The sequence below is a fragment of the Pseudomonas sp. MF6767 genome (assembly GCF_016405475.1).
GTDB classification, from domain to species: Bacteria; Pseudomonadota; Gammaproteobacteria; order Pseudomonadales; family Pseudomonadaceae; genus Aquipseudomonas; species Aquipseudomonas paracarnis.
Genome location: NZ_JAEKCY010000001.1, coordinates 144,403 through 162,676 on the forward strand (window position 1 = coordinate 144,403; position 18,274 = coordinate 162,676).

13 protein-coding genes are annotated in these 18,274 nt (G+C 61.0%); 12 read left to right on the forward strand and 1 reads right to left on the reverse strand.

Annotation, left to right across the window (positions count from 1 at the left end):
• Positions 1-39: 39 nt before the first annotated feature.
• The 3 genes from JFT58_RS00655 to choV all read left to right on the forward strand — a co-directional run bounded on the left by JFT58_RS00655 (position 40) and on the right by choV (position 3,077).
• On the forward strand, positions 40-987 hold the full coding sequence (locus JFT58_RS00655; RefSeq protein WP_034128893.1) for a choline ABC transporter substrate-binding protein: 948 nt from the start codon (positions 40-42) through the stop codon (positions 985-987).
• Positions 988-1,056: 69 nt separating this feature from the next.
• Positions 1,057-1,902, forward strand: a complete 846-nt coding sequence (choW, locus tag JFT58_RS00660) for a choline ABC transporter permease subunit (protein WP_003194913.1) — start codon at positions 1,057-1,059, stop codon at positions 1,900-1,902.
• Positions 1,899-3,077, forward strand: a complete 1,179-nt coding sequence (gene choV / locus JFT58_RS00665; RefSeq protein ID WP_054898190.1) for a choline ABC transporter ATP-binding protein — start codon at positions 1,899-1,901, stop codon at positions 3,075-3,077. The genes choW and choV overlap by 4 nt, the downstream gene beginning before the upstream one ends.
• Positions 3,078-3,244: 167 nt before the next feature.
• Here the strand turns inward: choV and JFT58_RS00670 are convergent, their stop codons facing one another.
• On the reverse strand, positions 3,245-5,179 hold the full coding sequence (locus JFT58_RS00670) for a BCCT family transporter (RefSeq protein WP_229999343.1): 1,935 nt from the start codon (positions 5,177-5,179) through the stop codon (positions 3,245-3,247).
• A gap of 389 nt (positions 5,180-5,568) precedes the next feature.
• On the opposite strand from JFT58_RS00670, the gene betI reads away from it, so the two are divergent.
• The 9 genes from betI (at position 5,569) to JFT58_RS00715 (ending at position 18,099) form a co-directional block, all read left to right on the forward strand.
• Positions 5,569-6,162 carry a transcriptional regulator BetI gene (betI, locus tag JFT58_RS00675; RefSeq protein WP_054898188.1) on the forward strand — a complete coding sequence of 198 codons (594 nt, stop codon included), beginning with the start codon at positions 5,569-5,571 and terminating at the stop codon, positions 6,160-6,162.
• A 110-nt stretch (positions 6,163-6,272) separates the two neighbouring features.
• The gene (betB, locus tag JFT58_RS00680; RefSeq protein WP_014720261.1) at positions 6,273-7,745 is read left to right on the forward strand and encodes a betaine-aldehyde dehydrogenase; all 1,473 of its coding nucleotides are present in this window, start codon (positions 6,273-6,275) and stop codon (positions 7,743-7,745) included.
• A 194-nt stretch (positions 7,746-7,939) separates the two neighbouring features.
• Positions 7,940-9,643, forward strand: coding sequence for a choline dehydrogenase (gene betA / locus JFT58_RS00685; protein ID WP_054898187.1), 1,704 nt, complete (start codon positions 7,940-7,942; stop codon positions 9,641-9,643).
• Positions 9,644-9,862: 219 nt separating this feature from the next.
• Positions 9,863-11,305 carry a TldD/PmbA family protein gene (locus tag JFT58_RS00690; protein ID WP_054898186.1) on the forward strand — a complete coding sequence of 481 codons (1,443 nt, stop codon included), beginning with the start codon at positions 9,863-9,865 and terminating at the stop codon, positions 11,303-11,305.
• Positions 11,305-12,621 carry a TldD/PmbA family protein gene (locus JFT58_RS00695; RefSeq protein ID WP_054898185.1) on the forward strand — a complete coding sequence of 439 codons (1,317 nt, stop codon included), beginning with the start codon at positions 11,305-11,307 and terminating at the stop codon, positions 12,619-12,621. The genes JFT58_RS00690 and JFT58_RS00695 overlap by 1 nt, the downstream gene beginning before the upstream one ends.
• Positions 12,622-12,885: 264 nt before the next feature.
• The gene (locus JFT58_RS00700) at positions 12,886-13,776 is read left to right on the forward strand and encodes an alpha/beta fold hydrolase (protein ID WP_054898184.1); all 891 of its coding nucleotides are present in this window, start codon (positions 12,886-12,888) and stop codon (positions 13,774-13,776) included.
• A gap of 36 nt (positions 13,777-13,812) precedes the next feature.
• Positions 13,813-15,240 (forward strand): multidrug transporter subunit MdtD, encoded by a 1,428-nt coding sequence (gene mdtD / locus JFT58_RS00705; RefSeq protein WP_034128900.1) that lies wholly within the window; start codon positions 13,813-13,815, stop codon positions 15,238-15,240.
• A 197-nt stretch (positions 15,241-15,437) separates the two neighbouring features.
• Positions 15,438-16,775 (forward strand): ATP-dependent RNA helicase DbpA, encoded by a 1,338-nt coding sequence (gene dbpA / locus JFT58_RS00710; RefSeq protein ID WP_229999345.1) that lies wholly within the window; start codon positions 15,438-15,440, stop codon positions 16,773-16,775.
• 145 nt (positions 16,776-16,920) lie between these two features.
• Positions 16,921-18,099, forward strand: a complete 1,179-nt coding sequence (locus JFT58_RS00715; RefSeq protein ID WP_034129071.1) for an NAD(P)/FAD-dependent oxidoreductase — start codon at positions 16,921-16,923, stop codon at positions 18,097-18,099.
• The last annotated feature ends 175 nt before the right edge of the window (positions 18,100-18,274 follow it).

Consider the following 18,274-nt stretch of genomic DNA (forward strand, 5'->3'; position numbering starts at 1 on the left):
CGGCGAATGCCGCCAGAAAAGACACAGGAGTCTACCCACATGAAAGGTTCACCCTCGTTGTTGTTGGCCGCCATGCTGAGTCTGCCAGTCGTGGCACACGCCGCAGAACCGGAACAGTGCAAGACCGTCAACTTCTCCGATGTCGGCTGGACCGACATCACCGTCACCACCGCGACCACCAGCGAGATCCTCAAGGGCCTGGGCTACAAGCCGCGCACCACGATGATTTCGGTACCTGTGACTTACAAGTCCCTGGCCGACGGCAAGAACATGGATATCTTCCTCGGCAACTGGATGCCGACCATGGAAAACGACATCAAGCAGTACCGTGATGCCGGCACCGTGGAAACCGTGCGCGCCAACCTGGAGAACGCCAAGTACACCCTGGCGGTCCCAGAGGCGCTGTATGAGAAGGGCCTGAAAGACTTCGCCGACATCGCCAAATTCAAGGATGAGCTGGGCGGCAAGATCTACGGCATCGAGCCGGGCAACGATGGCAATCGCACCATCCAGACGCTGATCGACAAAGATGCCTTCGGCCTGAAAACCGCCGGTTTCAAGGTGGTCGAATCCAGCGAAGCCGGCATGCTCTCCCAGGTCGAACGCGCCTCCAAGCGCAACCAGGCCATCGTGTTCCTCGGCTGGGAACCGCACCCGATGAACACTCGCTTCAAGATGAAGTACCTGACCGGCGGTGACGACTCGTTCGGCCCCAACTACGGCCAGGCCACCATCTACACCAACACCCGCAAAGGCTACACCCAGGAATGCAGCAACGTTGGTCAGTTGCTGAAAAACCTGGTGTTCACGCTCGACATGGAAAGCACCCTGATGGGTAACGTCCTGGACGACAAGATGAAGGCCGATGCTGCCGCCAAGGCCTGGCTGCAGAAGAACCCGCAAGTGCTCGACACCTGGCTCGCCGGTGTCACCACCGTTGATGGCAAACCAGGGCTCGATGCCGTTAAAGCTTACCTCGCCAAATAGCACCCGCTGACCCCAGGCCGGTGCGCTGGCCTGGGATGTTTTCCCCTTCGCATGTGGACATTCACTACCATGCTGACTGAACAGAAAATCCCACTAGGCCAGTACATCGCTGCCTTCGTCGACTGGTTGACCCAACACGGTGCCAACTACTTCGACGCAATCGCATCGACACTGGAAACGATGATCCACGGCGTGACGTTTGCGCTGACCTGGTTCAATCCACTGGCATTGATCGGTCTGATTGCGCTGCTGGCTCACTTTATTCAACGTAAATGGGGACTGACTGTTTTTGTCATCGCCTCCTTCCTGCTGATCCTCAACCTGGGGTACTGGCAGGAAACCATGGAAACCCTCGCGCAGGTGCTGTTCGCCACTCTGGTCTGCGTGGTCATCGGTGTGCCGCTGGGCATTGTTGCCGCGCATAAGCCGATGTTCTACACCATGATGCGGCCGGTACTCGATCTGATGCAGACCGTGCCGACCTTCGTCTACCTCATCCCTACCCTGACCCTCTTCGGGCTGGGTGTGGTGCCTGGGCTGATTTCCACGGTGGTGTTCGCGATTGCCGCGCCGATCCGCCTGACCTACCTGGGTATCCGCGATGTGCCGCAAGAGCTGATGGACGCCGGCAAGGCCTTTGGCTGCTCGCGCCGCCAGTTGCTCTCACGCATTGAACTGCCCCACGCCATGCCGAGCATCGCCGCCGGCATTACCCAATGCATCATGCTGTCGCTGTCGATGGTGGTGATCGCCGCCCTGGTAGGCGCCGACGGCCTCGGTAAGCCGGTTGTCAACGCACTCAACACTGCCGATATTGCGCTGGGCTTTGAAGCGGGCCTGGCCATTGTGTTGCTCGCCATCATGCTCGACCGTATCTGCAAACAACCCGACGCTAAAGTAGGGGGTGATGCATGAGCATTATCCGATTCGACAAAGTCGACGTGATCTTTTCCAAAGACCCACGCGAAGCGCTCAAGCTGCTGGACCAGGGCATGAGCCGTAACGAAATCCTGAAGAAAACCGGGCAGATTGTCGGCGTTGAAAAGGCCAGCCTGGACATCGAGAAAGGCGAGATCTGTGTGCTGATGGGCCTCTCGGGCTCAGGCAAATCCAGCTTGCTGCGCTGCATCAACGGCCTCAATACCGTCAGCCGTGGCCAGCTGTTTGTGGAGCATGAAGGGCGTCAGATCGACATCGCCTCCTGCACCCCCGCCGAGCTGAAAATGATGCGCACCAAACGCATCGCCATGGTGTTCCAGAAGTTCGCCCTGATGCCTTGGCTGACGGTGCGCGAGAACATCAGCTTCGGCCTGGAGATGCAGGGCCGCCCAGAGAAAGAACGACGCACACTGGTGGACGAGAAACTCGAACTGGTGGGCCTGAGCCAATGGCGCAACAAGAAGCCCGACGAGTTGTCCGGCGGTATGCAGCAGCGCGTCGGCCTGGCTCGCGCCCTGGCGATGGACGCCGATATCCTGCTGATGGACGAACCCTTCTCTGCCCTCGACCCGCTGATCCGCCAAGGCTTGCAAGATGAGCTGCTGGAACTGCAACGCAAATTGAGCAAGACCATCGTGTTCGTCAGCCACGACCTGGATGAAGCACTCAAGCTCGGCAGCCGTATCGCGATCATGAAAGACGGCAAGATCATCCAGTACAGCGTGCCGGAAGAGATCGTGCTGAACCCGGCGGACGACTATGTGCGCACCTTCGTCGCCCATACCAACCCGTTGAACGTGCTGTGCGGGCGCAGCCTGATGCGCACCCTGGATAACTGCACGCGTGTGAATGGTTCGGTGTGCCTTGATCCGGGTGGCGACTCCTGGCTGGACCTGGCTGAAGGCAACACCATCCAGGGCGCACGCCAGAATGGCGTGACGATGAACCTGCAGAACTGGGCGCCAGGGCAAGCCGTGGAAGGCTTGGGCCGCGTACCGACGTTGGTGGACTCGAACATCGGCATGCGCGATGCGTTGCAGATTCGCTACCAGACAGGCAACAAGCTGGTGCTGCATGACAACAACAAGGTGGTAGGGATTTTGGGAGACAGTGAGCTCTACCACGCCCTGCTGGGCAAAAACCTGGGTTAAGGCAACCCTGCAAAACCTATGGATCGTTCCCACGCTCTGCGTGGGAATGCACCCTGTGACGCTCCGCGTCACGACTTCAAGAGCGGGACGCGGAGCGTCCATGGCGGTGTTCCCACGCAGAGCGTGGGAACGATCATGTCAGGGAAGACACCACCAGGCTTCAACTATCAGCTATAGACCCGGCCAAGGAGCTGCCGATGGCTTTCAAACTGATCGAGCACATCCCGGGTGATCTGCTCCTGGGTGAAGCCCATCAGGTCATACTCCTGCGGCCCGTTGTGCAGGTACACCTCGGCACGGTAGTAACGGGTGCGCTCTTCTTCAGGCAGGTCAGCCGGTGCCGCCGAGTAGCCATCCAGGCTCACTTCGTAGACAAACGGGTTGCCCTCGTCCATCTCGATCCGCACGCCGATGCAGCGCTTGGATTTGCCCAGCAGGGTCTGCACTTCCAGGCCCTGATCACGCAACGCACTCGCGGCTTCTTCCAACGCCGGCGTTACGTGCTTGTCCATAAAGCGCTGCACGGTGGCCTGGCTCGGTTGCAGGTCCAGCGCCGTCAAGCGCTCGCTGAAACCACGACGCCCGCGTTCAGCCAATTGCGCCTGCTCCTGTTCGGTGGCCACGTCCTGGCGCATGGCCTTGTGCAAACCGAACATAAAGAACACCAGCACCACCGAGAACGGCAGCCCCGCCAGCACCACCATGGTTTGCATGGCTTCGAAGTTGCCGGCAAACAGCAGACCGATGGTCACCAGGGTGATCACCGCCGACCAGAAGATACGCAACCAGTGCGGCGCATCCTCATCCACATTGCCGCCTTTGCAGGAAAGGTTGGCCATCATCACCGCGCCGGAATCCGCAGGCGTCAGGAACAGCACGAAGCCCACGAAGATCGACACGCCGATCACCACTTTCGACGCTGGGTAATGCTCAAGCAGTTGGTAGATGGCCATGGACGGTTGCTCCAGCGCCGTCTTGCCCAACTCCACCGCCCCGTGGTTCAGCACCAGGTCCAGGGCCGAGTTGCCGAAGATCGACAGCCACGCCAGGGTAAAGCCCAGCGGGATCAGCAATACGCCAGCCACCAGTTCGCGCACGGTGCGACCACGGGAAATACGCGCGATGAACATGCCCACAAATGGCGCCCAGGAAATCCACCAAGCCCAGTAGAACAGAGTCCACAGACCCATCCAGCGTTCGGTCTTGGCACCGTCGCCTTCGTACACATACAGGTCGAAGGTTTTCAGCACGATACCGTTGAGGTAATCACCGGTGTTCTGCACCAGGCCATTGAGCAGGTGCAAGGTAGGGCCGAACAACAGCACGAAGATCAGCAAACCGCTGAACAGCACGATGTTGAGGTTGGACAGGCGGCGAATACCGTTTTCCACACCCGACACGGCGGCAATGGTCGCCACGGTGCTCATCACGATGATCACGATCAGCAAATTGGTATTGCTGTGCTCCATGCCGAACAGGTTTTCCAGCCCCGACGACACTTGCATCGAGCCGATCCCCAGGTTGGTCACCAGGCCCAGCAGGGTCACGAACATGCCGAAACCGTCTACCGCATGGCCAGCCGCGCCCTTCACCCAACGCTCGCCCACCAGCGGGTACAGCGCCGAACGCAGGGCCAGCGGTTGGTTGTGGCGGTACGCAAAGTACGCCACGGCCAGGCCGACCAGCGCATAGATCGCCCAGCCGTGCAGGCCCCAGTGCAGGAAGGTCAGCTGCAGCGCCTGGCGTGCCGCGCCATTGCTGGCGGCAGCGCCTTCGGGCGGGTTGAAGTAATGGTCCAACGGCTCGGACGCACCGAAATACAACAGCGAGATGCCGATCCCCGACGAGAACAACATGCCGGCCCAGGCACCGTAGCTGAAGTCTGGGGTATCGTCCTTCGCACCCAGCTTAAGTTTCCCATAGGACGAAAACGCCAAGCCGACCACAAACACCAGGTAGGCAGCGATGACCACCATGTAGTACCAGCCAAAGCTTTTCGACAGCCAGGCCTGTGCGACACCGAGCAGGCGCCCGGCCTCCTGCGGGGCGACGATCAGAATGGCGGTCAACAATAAAATCAGCGCGGTGGAGGTGTAGAACACCCAACCGTTGACCCGGACCTTTTCCGGTGGGGTCTTTATAAGAGAGGCAGAACTCATGGCGCAGATGCTCCAGGCAGTGCGAGAGAGAAACACAAGGCAACGGTTATCCCGGGACATCGATTTTTCGGCAGTCGACGGACGGGTGTTATAAAGACACCCCAAAATTCTTGAGCCCGCCTAAGCGGTGATCAGGCTCTGAAGTGGCCTGTTTCAAGGGTTTTTGCAGGTGTCGAAGGTTGCAGCTCGCAGGTAGGAAACATCTGTAGGCAGCGACCATTTGTCGCAGATCTTATTCTTTGTTGATTGAACGTTCAATCAAAACAAAATAGACTGGCCCTCAAGCCGACGGACGTGGATCGCCCATCGGCAGGCCTAAGGAGAGGTGCTACATGCCCAAGGTCGGTATGCAACCCATACGCCGCCAGCAGTTGATCGAAGCCACGTTGACGGCCATCGATCGGGTCGGGATGGGAGATGCCAGCATTGCGCTGATCGCCCGTCTGGCCGGCGTCTCGAACGGCATCATCAGCCACTACTTTCAGGACAAGAACGGCCTGATCGCAGCGACGATGCGCTACCTGATGAATGCGCTGATCGAGAACGTGCAAGAGCGCAGGCGTGCCTTGAAGGATGACAGCCCACGGGCGCACCTTCAGGTGATCATCGAAGGCAACTTCGACGCCAGCCAGGTCAACGGCCCGGCAATGAAAACCTGGCTGGCCTTCTGGGCCACCAGCATGCACCACCCGTCATTGCACAGGTTGCAGCGGATCAACGATCACCGTCTGTATTCCAACCTGTGTTGCCAGTTCCGCCGTGCGATGCCGTTACCCGAGGCACGCAGCGCAGCCCGCGGGCTGGCGGCTTTGATCGACGGTTTGTGGTTGCGCGGCGCCCTGTCGGGAGACGCTTTCGACACGGAGCAGGCGCAACGGATCGCTTACGAATACATGGATTTCCAATTGGCCAAGCAGGTGAGTTAGAGCCCTTATAAATGCTCAACCCCTGAACGTCCGCCGCTCAGTGTTGCCACACCCCCATGGCCCACTGTTCGGCGGGTAACGCCAACCACTTATGCACTTGCGAGGACTTTATGGCCCGTTTCGACCTGCAAAAACTCTACATTGACGGCGGCTACAGCGACGCTGGCAGCGATGCCACCTTCGAAGCCATCAACCCGGCTAACGGTGAAGTTCTCGCCCAAGTGCAACGCGCCACCAAAGACGACGTTGAACGTGCCGTGGTCAGCGCTGAAAAAGGCCAGAAAATCTGGGCCGCCATGACCGCCATGGAGCGTTCGCGCATCCTGCGCCGTGCCGTGGACATCCTGCGCGAGCGCAACGATGAACTGGCCGCCCTGGAAACCCTGGACACCGGTAAAGCCTTCTCCGAAACCAAGTACGTCGACATCGTCACCGGCGCTGACGTGCTGGAATACTACGCCGGCCTGGTACCTGCCATCGAAGGCGAGCAGATCCCACTGCGCGACACCTCGTTTGTCTACACCCGCCGCGAGCCGCTGGGCGTGGTTGCCGGTATCGGCGCGTGGAACTACCCGATCCAGATCGCCCTGTGGAAATCCGCACCGGCCCTGGCTGCCGGTAACGCGATGATCTTCAAGCCAAGCGAAGTCACCTCGCTGACCACCCTGAAACTGGCCGAGATCTACACCGAGGCTGGCGTTCCAGCGGGCGTGTTCAACGTACTGACCGGCAGCGGCCGTGAAGTCGGCACCTGGCTGACCGAGCACCCGCGCATTGAGAAAGTCTCCTTCACCGGCGGCACCGACACCGGCAAGAAAGTCATGGCCAGCGCGTCGAGCTCCTCGCTCAAGGACGTGACCATGGAGCTGGGCGGCAAGTCCCCGCTGATCATTTTCGACGACGCCGACCTCGACCGCGCCGCCGACACCGCCATGATGGCCAACTTCTACAGCTCCGGTCAGGTCTGCACCAACGGCACCCGCGTGTTCGTGCCCAAGCACCTGCAAGCCGCGTTCGAAGCCAAGATCGTCGAGCGTGTGGCGCGTATTCGCATCGGCAACCCGGAAGACGAAAACACCAACTTCGGCCCGCTGGTCAGCTTCGCCCACATGGAAAGCGTGCTGGGCTACATCGCCAAAGGCAAAGAGCAAGGCGCCCGCCTGCTGTGCGGCGGCGACCGCCTGACCGAGGGTGACTTCGCCAAAGGCGCCTTCGTGGCCCCGACCGTGTTCACCGACTGCACCGATGACATGGTGATCGTGCGTGAAGAAATCTTCGGCCCGGTGATGAGCATCCTCACCTACGAAACCGAAGAAGAAGTGATCCGCCGCGCCAACGACACCGACTTCGGCCTGGCCGCTGGCCTGGTGACCAAGGACCTGAACCGCGCCCACCGCGTGATTCATCAGTTGGAAGCCGGTATCTGCTGGATCAACGCCTGGGGCGAGTCCGACGCGAAGATGCCGGTTGGCGGCTACAAGCAGTCGGGTGTGGGCCGTGAGAACGGGATCAGCTCGCTGAACAACTTCACGCGTATCAAATCGGTACAGGTTGAGTTGGGCGATTACGCCTCGGTGTTCTAACACCTTATGGGCCTGGAATGCTCCTCTGTGGCGAGGGAGCTTGCTCCCGCTGGGCTGCGAAGCAGCCCCATTCCAGACCCAGTAGTTCTTTCAGACAGAACTCGAGCGCTGATTTTGCGACTGCTGCGCAGTCGAACGGGAGCAAGCTCCCTCGCCACAAAAGCAGCCTGAACCCATTTTACGAGGGTACATTCATGTCCCAAGAATACGATTACATCATTGTGGGTGCCGGCTCTGCCGGTAACACCCTGGCGACCCGTCTGACCGAAGACGAAGGCGTCACTGTTTTGCTGCTGGAGGCCGGTGGCCCGGACTACCGCCTCGACTTCCGCACCCAGATGCCAGCCGCCCTGGCTTTCCCGCTGCAAGGCCGCCGCTACAACTGGGCCTACGAAACCGATCCAGAGCCACACATGGACGGCCGCCGGATGGAATGCGGGCGCGGCAAGGGCCTGGGTGGTTCTTCCCTGATCAACGGCATGTGCTACATCCGCGGCAACGCCATGGACTACGACAACTGGTCGAAGCTGCCGGGCCTGGAAGACTGGACCTACCTGGACTGCCTGCCGTATTTCCGCAAAGCCGAAACCCGCGACATCGGCCCCAACGATTGGCACGGTGGTGACGGCCCGGTCAGCGTGACCACGCCGAAAGCGGGCAACAACCCGCTGTTCCACGCCATGGTTGAAGCCGGCGTACAGGCCGGTTACCCACGTACCGAAGACTTGAACGGCTACCAGCAAGAAGGCTTCGGCCCGATGGACCGTACCGTCACGCCGAACGGCCGTCGCGCCAGCACCGCACGCGGTTACCTGGACACGGCTAAAAAGCGTTCGACCCTGACCATCGTCACCCATGCCCTCACCGACAAAGTACTGTTCGAAGGCAAGCGTGCAGTGGGCGTGCGTTACCTGATCGGCGCCGCCGAAGAGCGCGTTGAAGCCCGTGCGCGCAAAGAAGTGCTGGTGTGCAGTGGCGCAATCGCTTCGCCGCAACTGCTGCAACGCTCCGGTGTCGGCCCGGCCAAACTGCTGGAAAGCCTCGACATCCCGGTGGTCCACGACCTGCCTGGCGTGGGTGAAAACCTGCAGGACCACCTTGAGCTGTACCTGCAATACGCGTGCACCCAGCCAGTGTCGCTGTACCCCTCGCTGCTCTGGTACAACCAGCCGGCAATTGGTGCCGAATGGCTGTTCAACGGCACCGGCATCGGCGCCAGCAACCAGTTCGAAGCGGGCGGTTTTATCCGTACCCGTGAAGAGTTCGAGTGGCCAAACATCCAGTACCACTTCCTGCCGGTGGCGATTAACTACAACGGCAGCAACGGTGTGAAAGAGCACGGTTTCCAGGCGCACATGGGGTCCATGCGTTCGCCAAGCCGTGGCCGTATCCAGCTGAAGTCGAAGAACCCACGGGACTACCCGAGCATCCTCTTCAACTACATGGCCACCGAGCAGGACTGGCAGGAGTTCCGCGATGGCATCCGCCTGACCCGTGAAATCATGCAGCAGCCGGCACTGGACCCGTACCGTGGCCGCGAAATCAGCCCCGGCATTGAAGTGCAAACCGATGAGCAGTTGGACAAGTTCATCCGCGAGCACGCCGAGACCGCGTTCCACCCGTCCTGCTCGTGCAAGATGGGCACCGACGAGATGGCCGTAGTCGATGGCGAAGGCCGCGTGCATGGCATGCAGGGCTTGCGTGTGGTCGATGCCTCGATCATGCCGATCATCACCACCGGCAACCTGAACGCGCCAACGATCATGATCGCCGAGAAAATCGCCGACAAGATCCGTGGCCGCAAGCCACTGCCGCGCAGCACCGCTGACTACTACGTAGCAGGCGATGCGCCGGTGCGTGGCAAGCCTATGCGTGAAGTAGGGCCATTGGCGCAGTAACCGAAACACCCCAGTGATTGATCGTTCCCACGCTCCGCGTGGGAACGCATCCTGTGATGCTCTGCGTCACGCCCTTCAAGAGCGGACGCAGAGCGTCCAGGGTGGCATTCCCACGCAGAGCGTGGGAACGATCACACAACAAAACCTCCCTTGATCAGCTCCCCGCCCAGGCCTACTCTGTTCGCCTGCCCGCGCCGAGCCGCCCACAAGGAAGGCCCCATGTTCGAACACCACGCCACGCTCAAGAAACACTTCGGTGCCCTGCGCACCACCGCCGAATTTTTCTCCCTGCGCTACGTGCGCGAATCCGGTCAGTACCTGTCAGTACGCAAGAACGTCGCCGAGCCGCCTCACCTGGGCCATGACGAAGGCGCCATGCTTACCGTGCGTCTCAACGGCGTGGAAGCCTACGCCGCGACCAACGACATTTCCCTTGCCGGCCTGCAAGCCGCCCTTGAGCGCGCTGAACAGCAAGCCCGGTTGATCAAGCCTCACGCCCTGCTCGACCTGCACCAGCAGCCAATGTCCAGCGACGTCGCCGACTACCTGTCGCCCGACCTCGACCAGCCCTTCCCATCCCTGAGCGACTGCTACCAATTGCTCGGCGATGAGTCCGCCGCCGTGCCCAAGGATGAGCGCCTGGCGAGCTGGGAGGTCAGCCTGGGGACCACGCGGGTTGAACAGATCTATCTCAACAGCGCCGGCGCGCAATTGCGTCAGGCCCAGCGCTTTGTCTTTCCGGGCCTGAGTGTGACCGCCTTCGACGGCAACGACAGCCAGACCCGTACCCTGGGCGGTACCAACTTCGGCCAGCAAGGCAGTGCCGGGGTGATCCAGCGTTTTGGCCTGGTGGGCGCCGCCCGCAAGGTGGCCGACGAAGCCCTGCAATTGCTGCTCGCACCGAATACGCCCCACGGCCCGCGTGACCTGCTGCTGATGCCCGACCAAATGATCCTGCAGATCCACGAGTCGATCGGCCATCCGCTGGAGCTGGATCGCATCCTTGGTGACGAGCGCAATTACGCCGGCACCAGTTTTGTGAAAGCCAGCGACTTCGGCCACCTGCAATATGGCTCACCGCTGCTCAACGTCACCTTCGACCCGGACATCCCCGAACAGCTTGCCAGCTACGCTCATGACGACGACGGCACGCCTGCCAGCAAGCAATTTCTGATTCGCGAAGGCCTGCTGCTCAAGCCCTTGGGCGGGGCCTTATCGCAATTTCGCGCCAACCTGCCAGGCGTCGCCAACAGCCGCGCCTGCAGCTGGAACCGTGCCCCCATCGACCGCATGGCCAACCTGAATATCGAGCCTGGGGATAAAAGCCTCGCGCAATTGGTGGGCGGCATTGAGAGCGGCATCCTGATGTCGACCAACCGTTCGTGGTCCATCGACGATGCGCGCAACAAGTTCCAGTTCGGCTGCGAGTGGGGCCAGTTGATCGAAAACGGCGAACTCAAGGGCGTGGTGAAGAACCCCAACTACCGGGCGATTTCCGCGCAGTTCTGGCGCAAGCTCAGCGCGGTAGGCGACGCCAGCACCTTCAAGGTCTTGGGCACGCCGAACTGCGGCAAGGGCGAACCCAACCAGGTGATCCGTGTCGGCCATGCGTCGCCGGCCTGTGTATTCAGCAATGTCGATGTATTTGGGGGAGATGCCTGATGAACCACTTCAAGGCTCTGGTGGATTGGCTCAAGCAGGCGGTCACCGATCAAGAACAATTTCACCTCGGCTACGCGGATGAGGCGTCCGAGTTCGTGCGCTTCAACCATGCGCAGGTACGCCAGGCCGGCCAGGTACAGCAGGCCAGCCTGAACCTCAAGCTGATCAACGATGGGCGCCACGCCGATCTGGGTATCACCCTGTCGGGCGAGGCGCAGCTGGATCGTCAACGCCTGGCGAATGGCCTGCAACAATTGCGCGAAACCTTGCCGCTGTTGCCGCCTGACCCGTACCTGCTGCTGAACCCCGACGCCTGGCACAGCCATAACGAACAGCTGCGCCCGCTGCCGGAACTGGCCCAAGTGCTGGACGACATCAGCCAGGCCGCCGATGGCGTGGACCTGGTTGGCTTCTACGCCGCCGGCCCGATCAGCCGTGGTTTCGCCAGCTCATCGGGGGCGTTCGGCTGGCACCGGGCTAACAGCTTCAATTTCGACTTCAGCCTGTTCCACGCCAATGGCGAAGCGGTAAAAGCCAGCTACGCCGGGCACACCTGGAACAGCGCCGAATTCGCCGCCCGTTTCCAACAGGCCCGTGAGCAACTGGCGTTTCTCGGTCGCCCGCTCCACACCCTGGCGCCCGGCCAGTACCGCGCCTACCTGGCGCCGGCAGCGCTGGAAGAAATCATCAGCATCATCACCTGGGGTGGTTTTTCGGCCCAGGCCATCGCGAGCAAAGGCAGTTCGTTGCAACGCCTGTACGCGGGTGATCAGTCATTGAGCCCGCTGGTGACGGTGGATGAGCAGATCAGCGGCTCCCTGAGCCAGGCGTTTTCCACTGAAGGCTACCCGCGCAAGGATGTCACCCTGATCAACGCAGGCAAGGCCGAGGGCCAGTTGGTCAACTCGCGCAGCGCCGCCGAATACGGCTTGAGCACCAACGGCGCCAGCAGCGACGAGTCGCCCAGCGCCCTGCAAATGGCGGCCGGCAGCCTGGCCCAGGCCGATATTCTCAAGCAGTTGGGCACCGGTCTGTATATCAGCAACCTCTGGTACCTGAACTACTCCGACCTGCCGGCAGCGCGCCTGACCGGTATGACGCGCTTTGCGACCTTCTGGGTGGAAAACGGCGAGATCAAGGCGCCGGTCAGCACCATGCGCTTTGATGACAGTGTCTATCAGTTGCTCGGTTCGCAATTGGAAGCGCTGACCGCTGATCGGGAGCTGCTGTTGTCGGCCAGTACCTATGACCAGCGCAACACCGCTTCCAACCTGTTGCCAGGCGCTTTGGTAAACCGTTTGACGCTGACTTTATAAACTGTAGGAGCGAGCTTGCTCGCGAAGAACGTACAGACACCGCGGGCTGGCTGTCAGCGCTGCGTTATCGTTGTCGTTTTTCGCGAGCAAGCTCGCTCCTACAGTTCAATAACCTGCGCTGCGACGAAACTTCTATCCCGCCTACTTTGGCCGTTCGGCATGTTGTCGCTCTGCTTATTCCTCGTTATAACGGTTAATGGCTTCTCGCCACCCCTGCCCACGAGAGCATAACCTTGCCCGGGAAAGGCAAGCTGGAGCGTTGACATGAACCATGGAAGTTTCGTCATAGAAAAACTGTACAAGCACTACAACGTTCACGTAGAGCAACTGGGTAACGACCCGCATAGAAAAACCGTACTGATGGTCAATGGCGCGTTGTCCACCACACGCTCCTTTGCCCGCACCAGCAAATGCCTGGCCGAGCACTTCAATGTGCTGCTGTTCGACTTGCCATTCTCTGGCTTGTCACGCGAGCACAACACCGAACTCGACCTGGTCACCAAGGACGACGAGGTGCAAATCCTGCGTGCCTTGGTAGCGCGCTTTGCGGTCAACCATCTGGTTTCGGCCTCATGGGGCGGCATCTCCACGCTGTTGACCCTGGCGCACAACCCGCCCTCCATCGAAAGCTCGGTGGTGATGGCCCTGGCGCCCAACCTCAACCAGGCGATGCTGGAATATGTCGAGCGCGTGCGTGTGCTGATCGAGGCCGATGACAAGTCGGCGGTCGGCCATCTGCTCAACGAAACGGTTGGCAAATACCTGTCGCCGCGCCTCAAGCGCAATAACCATCGACACCTGTCGACCATGGCCACCACCGAATACCGCCAGGCGCGCTTTCATATCCATCAGGTGCTGGGCTTGGGCGATGGCAACTACTTGCCGGCACTGCGGCAGATTGAAACACCGGTGCACTTTCTCAACGGCGCGCTGGACGAATACACGCCGGCCGACGAAGCCCAACTGTTCAAACACTACGTAGGCCGCAGCAGCTTTGCGGTGGCCGAACACACCGGCCATCTGCTGGACCTGGAGTCCCGCGAAGCCGCGCTGGCAGTGCATCGGGCGTTGCTGGATTTCCTGGTGGGCGAGCAGGTGACATTGTCAGATATAGACGAACCGCCAGTGGGAAAAGCGGCGACGGATGGCGCATAATCGCCAACACATAGCCTGCTAATTAAAAGGGATCCCATGCCGAATCGTGCCCCTCTCGATGCCAAGACCGCCCGCTGGCTCCCCTGGGTGGTAGCGATTGCCTTCTTCATGCAGTCGCTGGACGGGACGATTCTCAACACCGCGCTGCCAGCCATGGCGCAGGACCTCGCGGAAAACCCGCTGCGCATGCAAGGCGTGGTGATCGCCTACATGCTCACCGTTGCCTTGCTGATTCCGGCGTCGGGCTGGATCGCTGACCGCTTTGGCACCAAGAAGATTTTCTTTGGTGCGATCATGCTGTTCAGCATCGGGTCGCTGCTGTGTGCGCTGTCCAGTAGCTTGAGCATGCTGGTGGGCGCACGGGTGATCCAGGGCCTGGGCGGTGCGCTGATGCTGCCGGTCGGACGGCTGGTGGTACTGCGGGCTTATCCGCGCTCCGAGTTGGTGCGGATCATGGGCTTCATCACCATTCCCGGCCTGCTTGGCCCCTTGCTTGGCCCGACAATGGGCGGCTGGATGGTGCAATACCTGACCTGGCACTGGATCTTCCTGATCAACCTGCCGGTGGGCATGATCGGCTGCTACGCCGTGTGGAAATTCATCCCCGACCTGCGCGGCAGCGAGCGCACGCGCTTCGACGGCCTGGGCTTTCTGCTGTTCGGCGCGGCGATGGTGCTGATCACCATCGCCATGGAAGGCCTGGGCGAACTGCACCTGCCGCATCTGCGCGTGATATTGCTGCTGTTCGGCGGGTTCGCCTGCCTGGCGGCGTACTGGCTGCGCGCCGGGCATATCGATAACCCGCTGTTCTCGCCGGTGCTGTTCAAGACGCGCACCTTTGCCGTGGGGATTCTGGGCAATCTGTTTGCGCGCCTGGGCAGCGGCGCATTGCCGTTCCTGGTACCGCTGCTGCTGCAGGTGGCGCTGGGCTATTCGCCGTCGGAAGCCGGCATGAGCATGTTGCCACTGGCGGCGGCGGCGATGTTCGCCAAGTCCATCGCACGCCCGCTTATCGAGCGCCTCGGCTACCGCATCGTCCTGACCGGCAACACCCTGGCCCTGGGCCTGATGCTGGCGAGCATGGGCCTGGTCAGCGAACAAACGCCCTACCCGCTGCTGTTGGCCATGCTGGCGGTACTGGGGGCCATCAACTCCCTGCAATTTACCGCCATGAACACCGTCACCCTGATCGACCTCGACGACGCCCAGGCCAGCAGCGGCAACAGCTTGCTGTCGGTAGTGGCGCAGTTGTCCCTGAGCCTGGGCGTGGCCTGTGCCGGTGCATTGCTCGGCGGCTTTACCGCCGAAGCCGGCAATGACGGGGTCAATACCGTGCTGGGCGCCTTCCAACTGACCTTCCTCACAGTGGGCCTCATGGCGATGCTGGCGGCGGCGATCTTCCTGCAGCTGTCGCCCAAGGACGGCAAACGGGTGGTCAGCCGCGAGCACGATATCGAGCATTGAAGCAGCTGCAAGCTTCAAGTTGTAAGCCTCAAGCTTGCGGCTTGCAGCTGATAACTTGCCGCGCCCCCCTACTCCTCGTCGAGAACATACAAAGAAACCCAAGGGGGCCTGTTACACTGCGCGACATTTTGTTTTGCAGAGCCAGTCCCGTGACTACCATCGCCACCGCTTTTAATACTTTGCCCCTGTCCGCCGCCATGCTGGCTAACCTCGACTCGCTGGGTTACGTCGAGATGACGCAGATCCAGGCGCAAAGCTTGCCGGTGATCCTCAAAGGGCTGGACCTCATTGCCCAGGCCAAGACCGGCAGCGGCAAGACTGCCGCATTCGGCATCGGCCTGCTGAACCCGATCAACCCGCGCTACTTCGGGTGCCAGGCGCTGGTGATGTGCCCGACCCGCGAACTGGCCGACCAGGTCGCCAAGGAAATCCGTCGCCTGGCCCGTGCCGAAGACAACATCAAGGTACTGACCCTGTGCGGCGGCGTGTCCCTCGGCCCACAGATTGCCTCCCTGGAGCACGGCGCCCACGTCATCGTCGGTACCCCGGGCCGCATCCAGCAGCACCTGCGTAAAGGTTCGCTGGTGCTGGACGGCTTGAACACCCTGATCCTCGACGAAGCCGACCGCATGCTCGACATGGGCTTCTACGACGCCATCGAAGACATCATCAGCAAGACCCCACCGCGCCGCCAGACCCTGCTGTTCTCGGCCACTTACCCGGTGAGCATCAAGCAACTGGCCTCCAAGTTCATGCGTGCGCCTCAGCAAGTGAAAGCCGAAGCGTTCCACTCCGACGACCAGATCGAACAACGCTTCTACGAGATCTCCCCGGAAGAGCGCATGGACGCCGTGACCAAGGTGCTGGCGCACTTCCGCCCGGCCTCCTGCGTGGCGTTCTGCTTTACCAAGCAGCAAGTGCAGGAAACCGTCGACCACCTGACCTCCAAAGGCATTTCCGCCGTTGGCCTGCATGGTGACCTGGAACAGCGCGACCGTGACCAGGTACTGGCGATGTTTGCCAACCGCAGCACCTCGGTGCTGGTGGCCACCGACGTCGCCGCCCGAGGCCTGGACATCGACGCCCTGGACATGGTGATCAACGTCGAACTGGCCCGCGACTCGGAAATTCACATCCACCGTGTAGGCCGTACCGGCCGTGCCGGTGAGACCGGCATCGCCATCAGCCTGGTGGCGCCGTCCGAAGCCCACCGCGCCCAGGCCATCGAGCAACTGCAGAAGTCGCCGCTGAACTGGGACCAACTGGACAACCTCAAGCCGCAAAGCGGTGGCCCATTGTTGCCGCAGATGAGCACCCTGTGCATCGCCGCCGGGCGTAAAGACAAGGTTCGCCCAGGCGACATCCTCGGTGCATTGACCGGTGAAGCCGGCATTCCGGGTGCCCAGGTCGGCAAGATCGCGATCTTTGACTTCCAGGCCTTCGTGGCCGTGGAACGCGGCATCGCCAAGCAGGCGTTGCAGCGTTTGAATGACGGCAAGATCAAAGGTCGCTCGCTGCGCGTGCGGATCCTGTAACAACATAGTGACTGCAAGGACCGAATCACTGTGGGAGCTGGCTTGCCTGCGATAGCGACGGTGAATCCACTACCGCCATCGCAGGCAAGCCAGCTCCCACAGTGTTGATTGCATTTCAAATCAATAGTTTTGTGAGGACATGGCTGTGCGCTCGACCGAAGTTGTGATCATTGGCGCCGGCGCCGCAGGCTTGATGTGCGCGCTGACCGCCGCCGGGCGTGGGCGCAAGGTGATGTTGATCGACCACGCCAACAAGGCCGGCAAGAAAATCCTGATGTCCGGTGGCGGCCGCTGCAACTTCACCAACATGTACACCGAGCCGGCCAACTTCCTCTCGCACAACGCGCACTTCTGCAAATCCGCCCTGGCCCGCTATACCCAGTGGGACTTCATCGGGTTGGTGGCCAAGCACGGCGTGCCATACCACGAGAAGAAACTCGGCCAGCTGTTCTGCGACAACAAGTCCAGCGACATCCTCGGCATGCTGCTCGACGAGTGCATCCAGACCGGCGTGAGCCTGCACCTGGACACCTCCATCGAGGCAATCGCCAAGCTCGAAAGCGGCTATCAACTGCAAACCACCCTGGGTGAGTTGCGCTGTGAATCCCTGGTGATCGCCACTGGCGGCTTGTCGATCCCGACGCTGGGCGCCACCGGTTTCGGCTACCAAGTGGCCAGGCAATTCGGCCATGAACTGCTGCCGACCCGCGCCGGGCTGGTGCCGTTCACCATCACCGACCAGCTCAAGGAGTTGTGCGGCGAGTTGTCCGGCACCTCGGTCGACTGCCTGGTGAGCTGCAACGGCCAGAGCTTTCGCGAGAATATCCTGTTCACCCATCGCGGCCTGAGCGGGCCGGCGATTTTGCAGATTTCCTCGTATTGGCACTCCGGCGACACGGTAGAAATCAACCTGCTGCCCGACCACGACGCCCATGCCTGGCTGCAACAGCAACAGGCCGAACACCCCAACAGCGAATTGAAAACCCTGTTGGGTGAGATCTTCACCAAGAAGATGGCCAACCTGCTGGCCCAAAGCTGGTTCGAATCCAAGCCTATGAAGCAGTACACCCACGCTGAAATTGCCGATATCGCGCAAAAGCTGGGGAGCTGGCAACTGGTACCGGCCGGCACCGAGGGTTATCGCACCGCCGAGGTAACATTGGGCGGGGTGGATACGCGGGAAGTGTCCTCCAAGACCATGGAATCGCTGAAAAGCCCCGGCCTGTACTTTATCGGCGAAGTGCTAGACGTGACCGGCCACCTGGGCGGGTTCAACTTCCAGTGGGCCTGGGCCTCCGGCTACGCGGCCGCGCAATACGCCTGACGTGCACCTTGAGATGCAACCCCCTGTGGGAGCTGGCTTGCCTGCGATAGCGGCGGTGAATCCCACATCGTTATCGCAGGCAAGCCCGCTCCCACATTGGTTTTGCAGTGATACTGAAAATTTTGCTGTTCGATGTGATCGCTACGCTTGCCGTGGCGTCATTACTGGCTCAATT

Bases quoted from the DNA above. Each gene is read 5' to 3' on its own strand.
- JFT58_RS00655 (WP_034128893.1), top strand. From the start codon at position 40: ATGAAAGGTTCACCCTCGTTGTTGTTGGCCGCCATGCTGAGTCTGCCA.
- choW (WP_003194913.1), top strand. From the start codon at position 1,057: ATGCTGACTGAACAGAAAATCCCACTAGGCCAGTACATCGCTGCCTTC.
- choV (WP_054898190.1), top strand. From the start codon at position 1,899: ATGAGCATTATCCGATTCGACAAAGTCGACGTGATCTTTTCCAAAGAC.
- betI (WP_054898188.1), top strand. From the start codon at position 5,569: ATGCCCAAGGTCGGTATGCAACCCATACGCCGCCAGCAGTTGATCGAA.
- betB (WP_014720261.1), top strand. From the start codon at position 6,273: ATGGCCCGTTTCGACCTGCAAAAACTCTACATTGACGGCGGCTACAGC.
- betA (WP_054898187.1), top strand. From the start codon at position 7,940: ATGTCCCAAGAATACGATTACATCATTGTGGGTGCCGGCTCTGCCGGT.
- JFT58_RS00690 (WP_054898186.1), top strand. From the start codon at position 9,863: ATGTTCGAACACCACGCCACGCTCAAGAAACACTTCGGTGCCCTGCGC.
- JFT58_RS00695 (WP_054898185.1), top strand. From the start codon at position 11,305: ATGAACCACTTCAAGGCTCTGGTGGATTGGCTCAAGCAGGCGGTCACC.
- JFT58_RS00700 (WP_054898184.1), top strand. From the start codon at position 12,886: ATGAACCATGGAAGTTTCGTCATAGAAAAACTGTACAAGCACTACAAC.
- mdtD (WP_034128900.1), top strand. From the start codon at position 13,813: ATGCCGAATCGTGCCCCTCTCGATGCCAAGACCGCCCGCTGGCTCCCC.
- dbpA (WP_229999345.1), top strand. From the start codon at position 15,438: ATGCTGGCTAACCTCGACTCGCTGGGTTACGTCGAGATGACGCAGATC.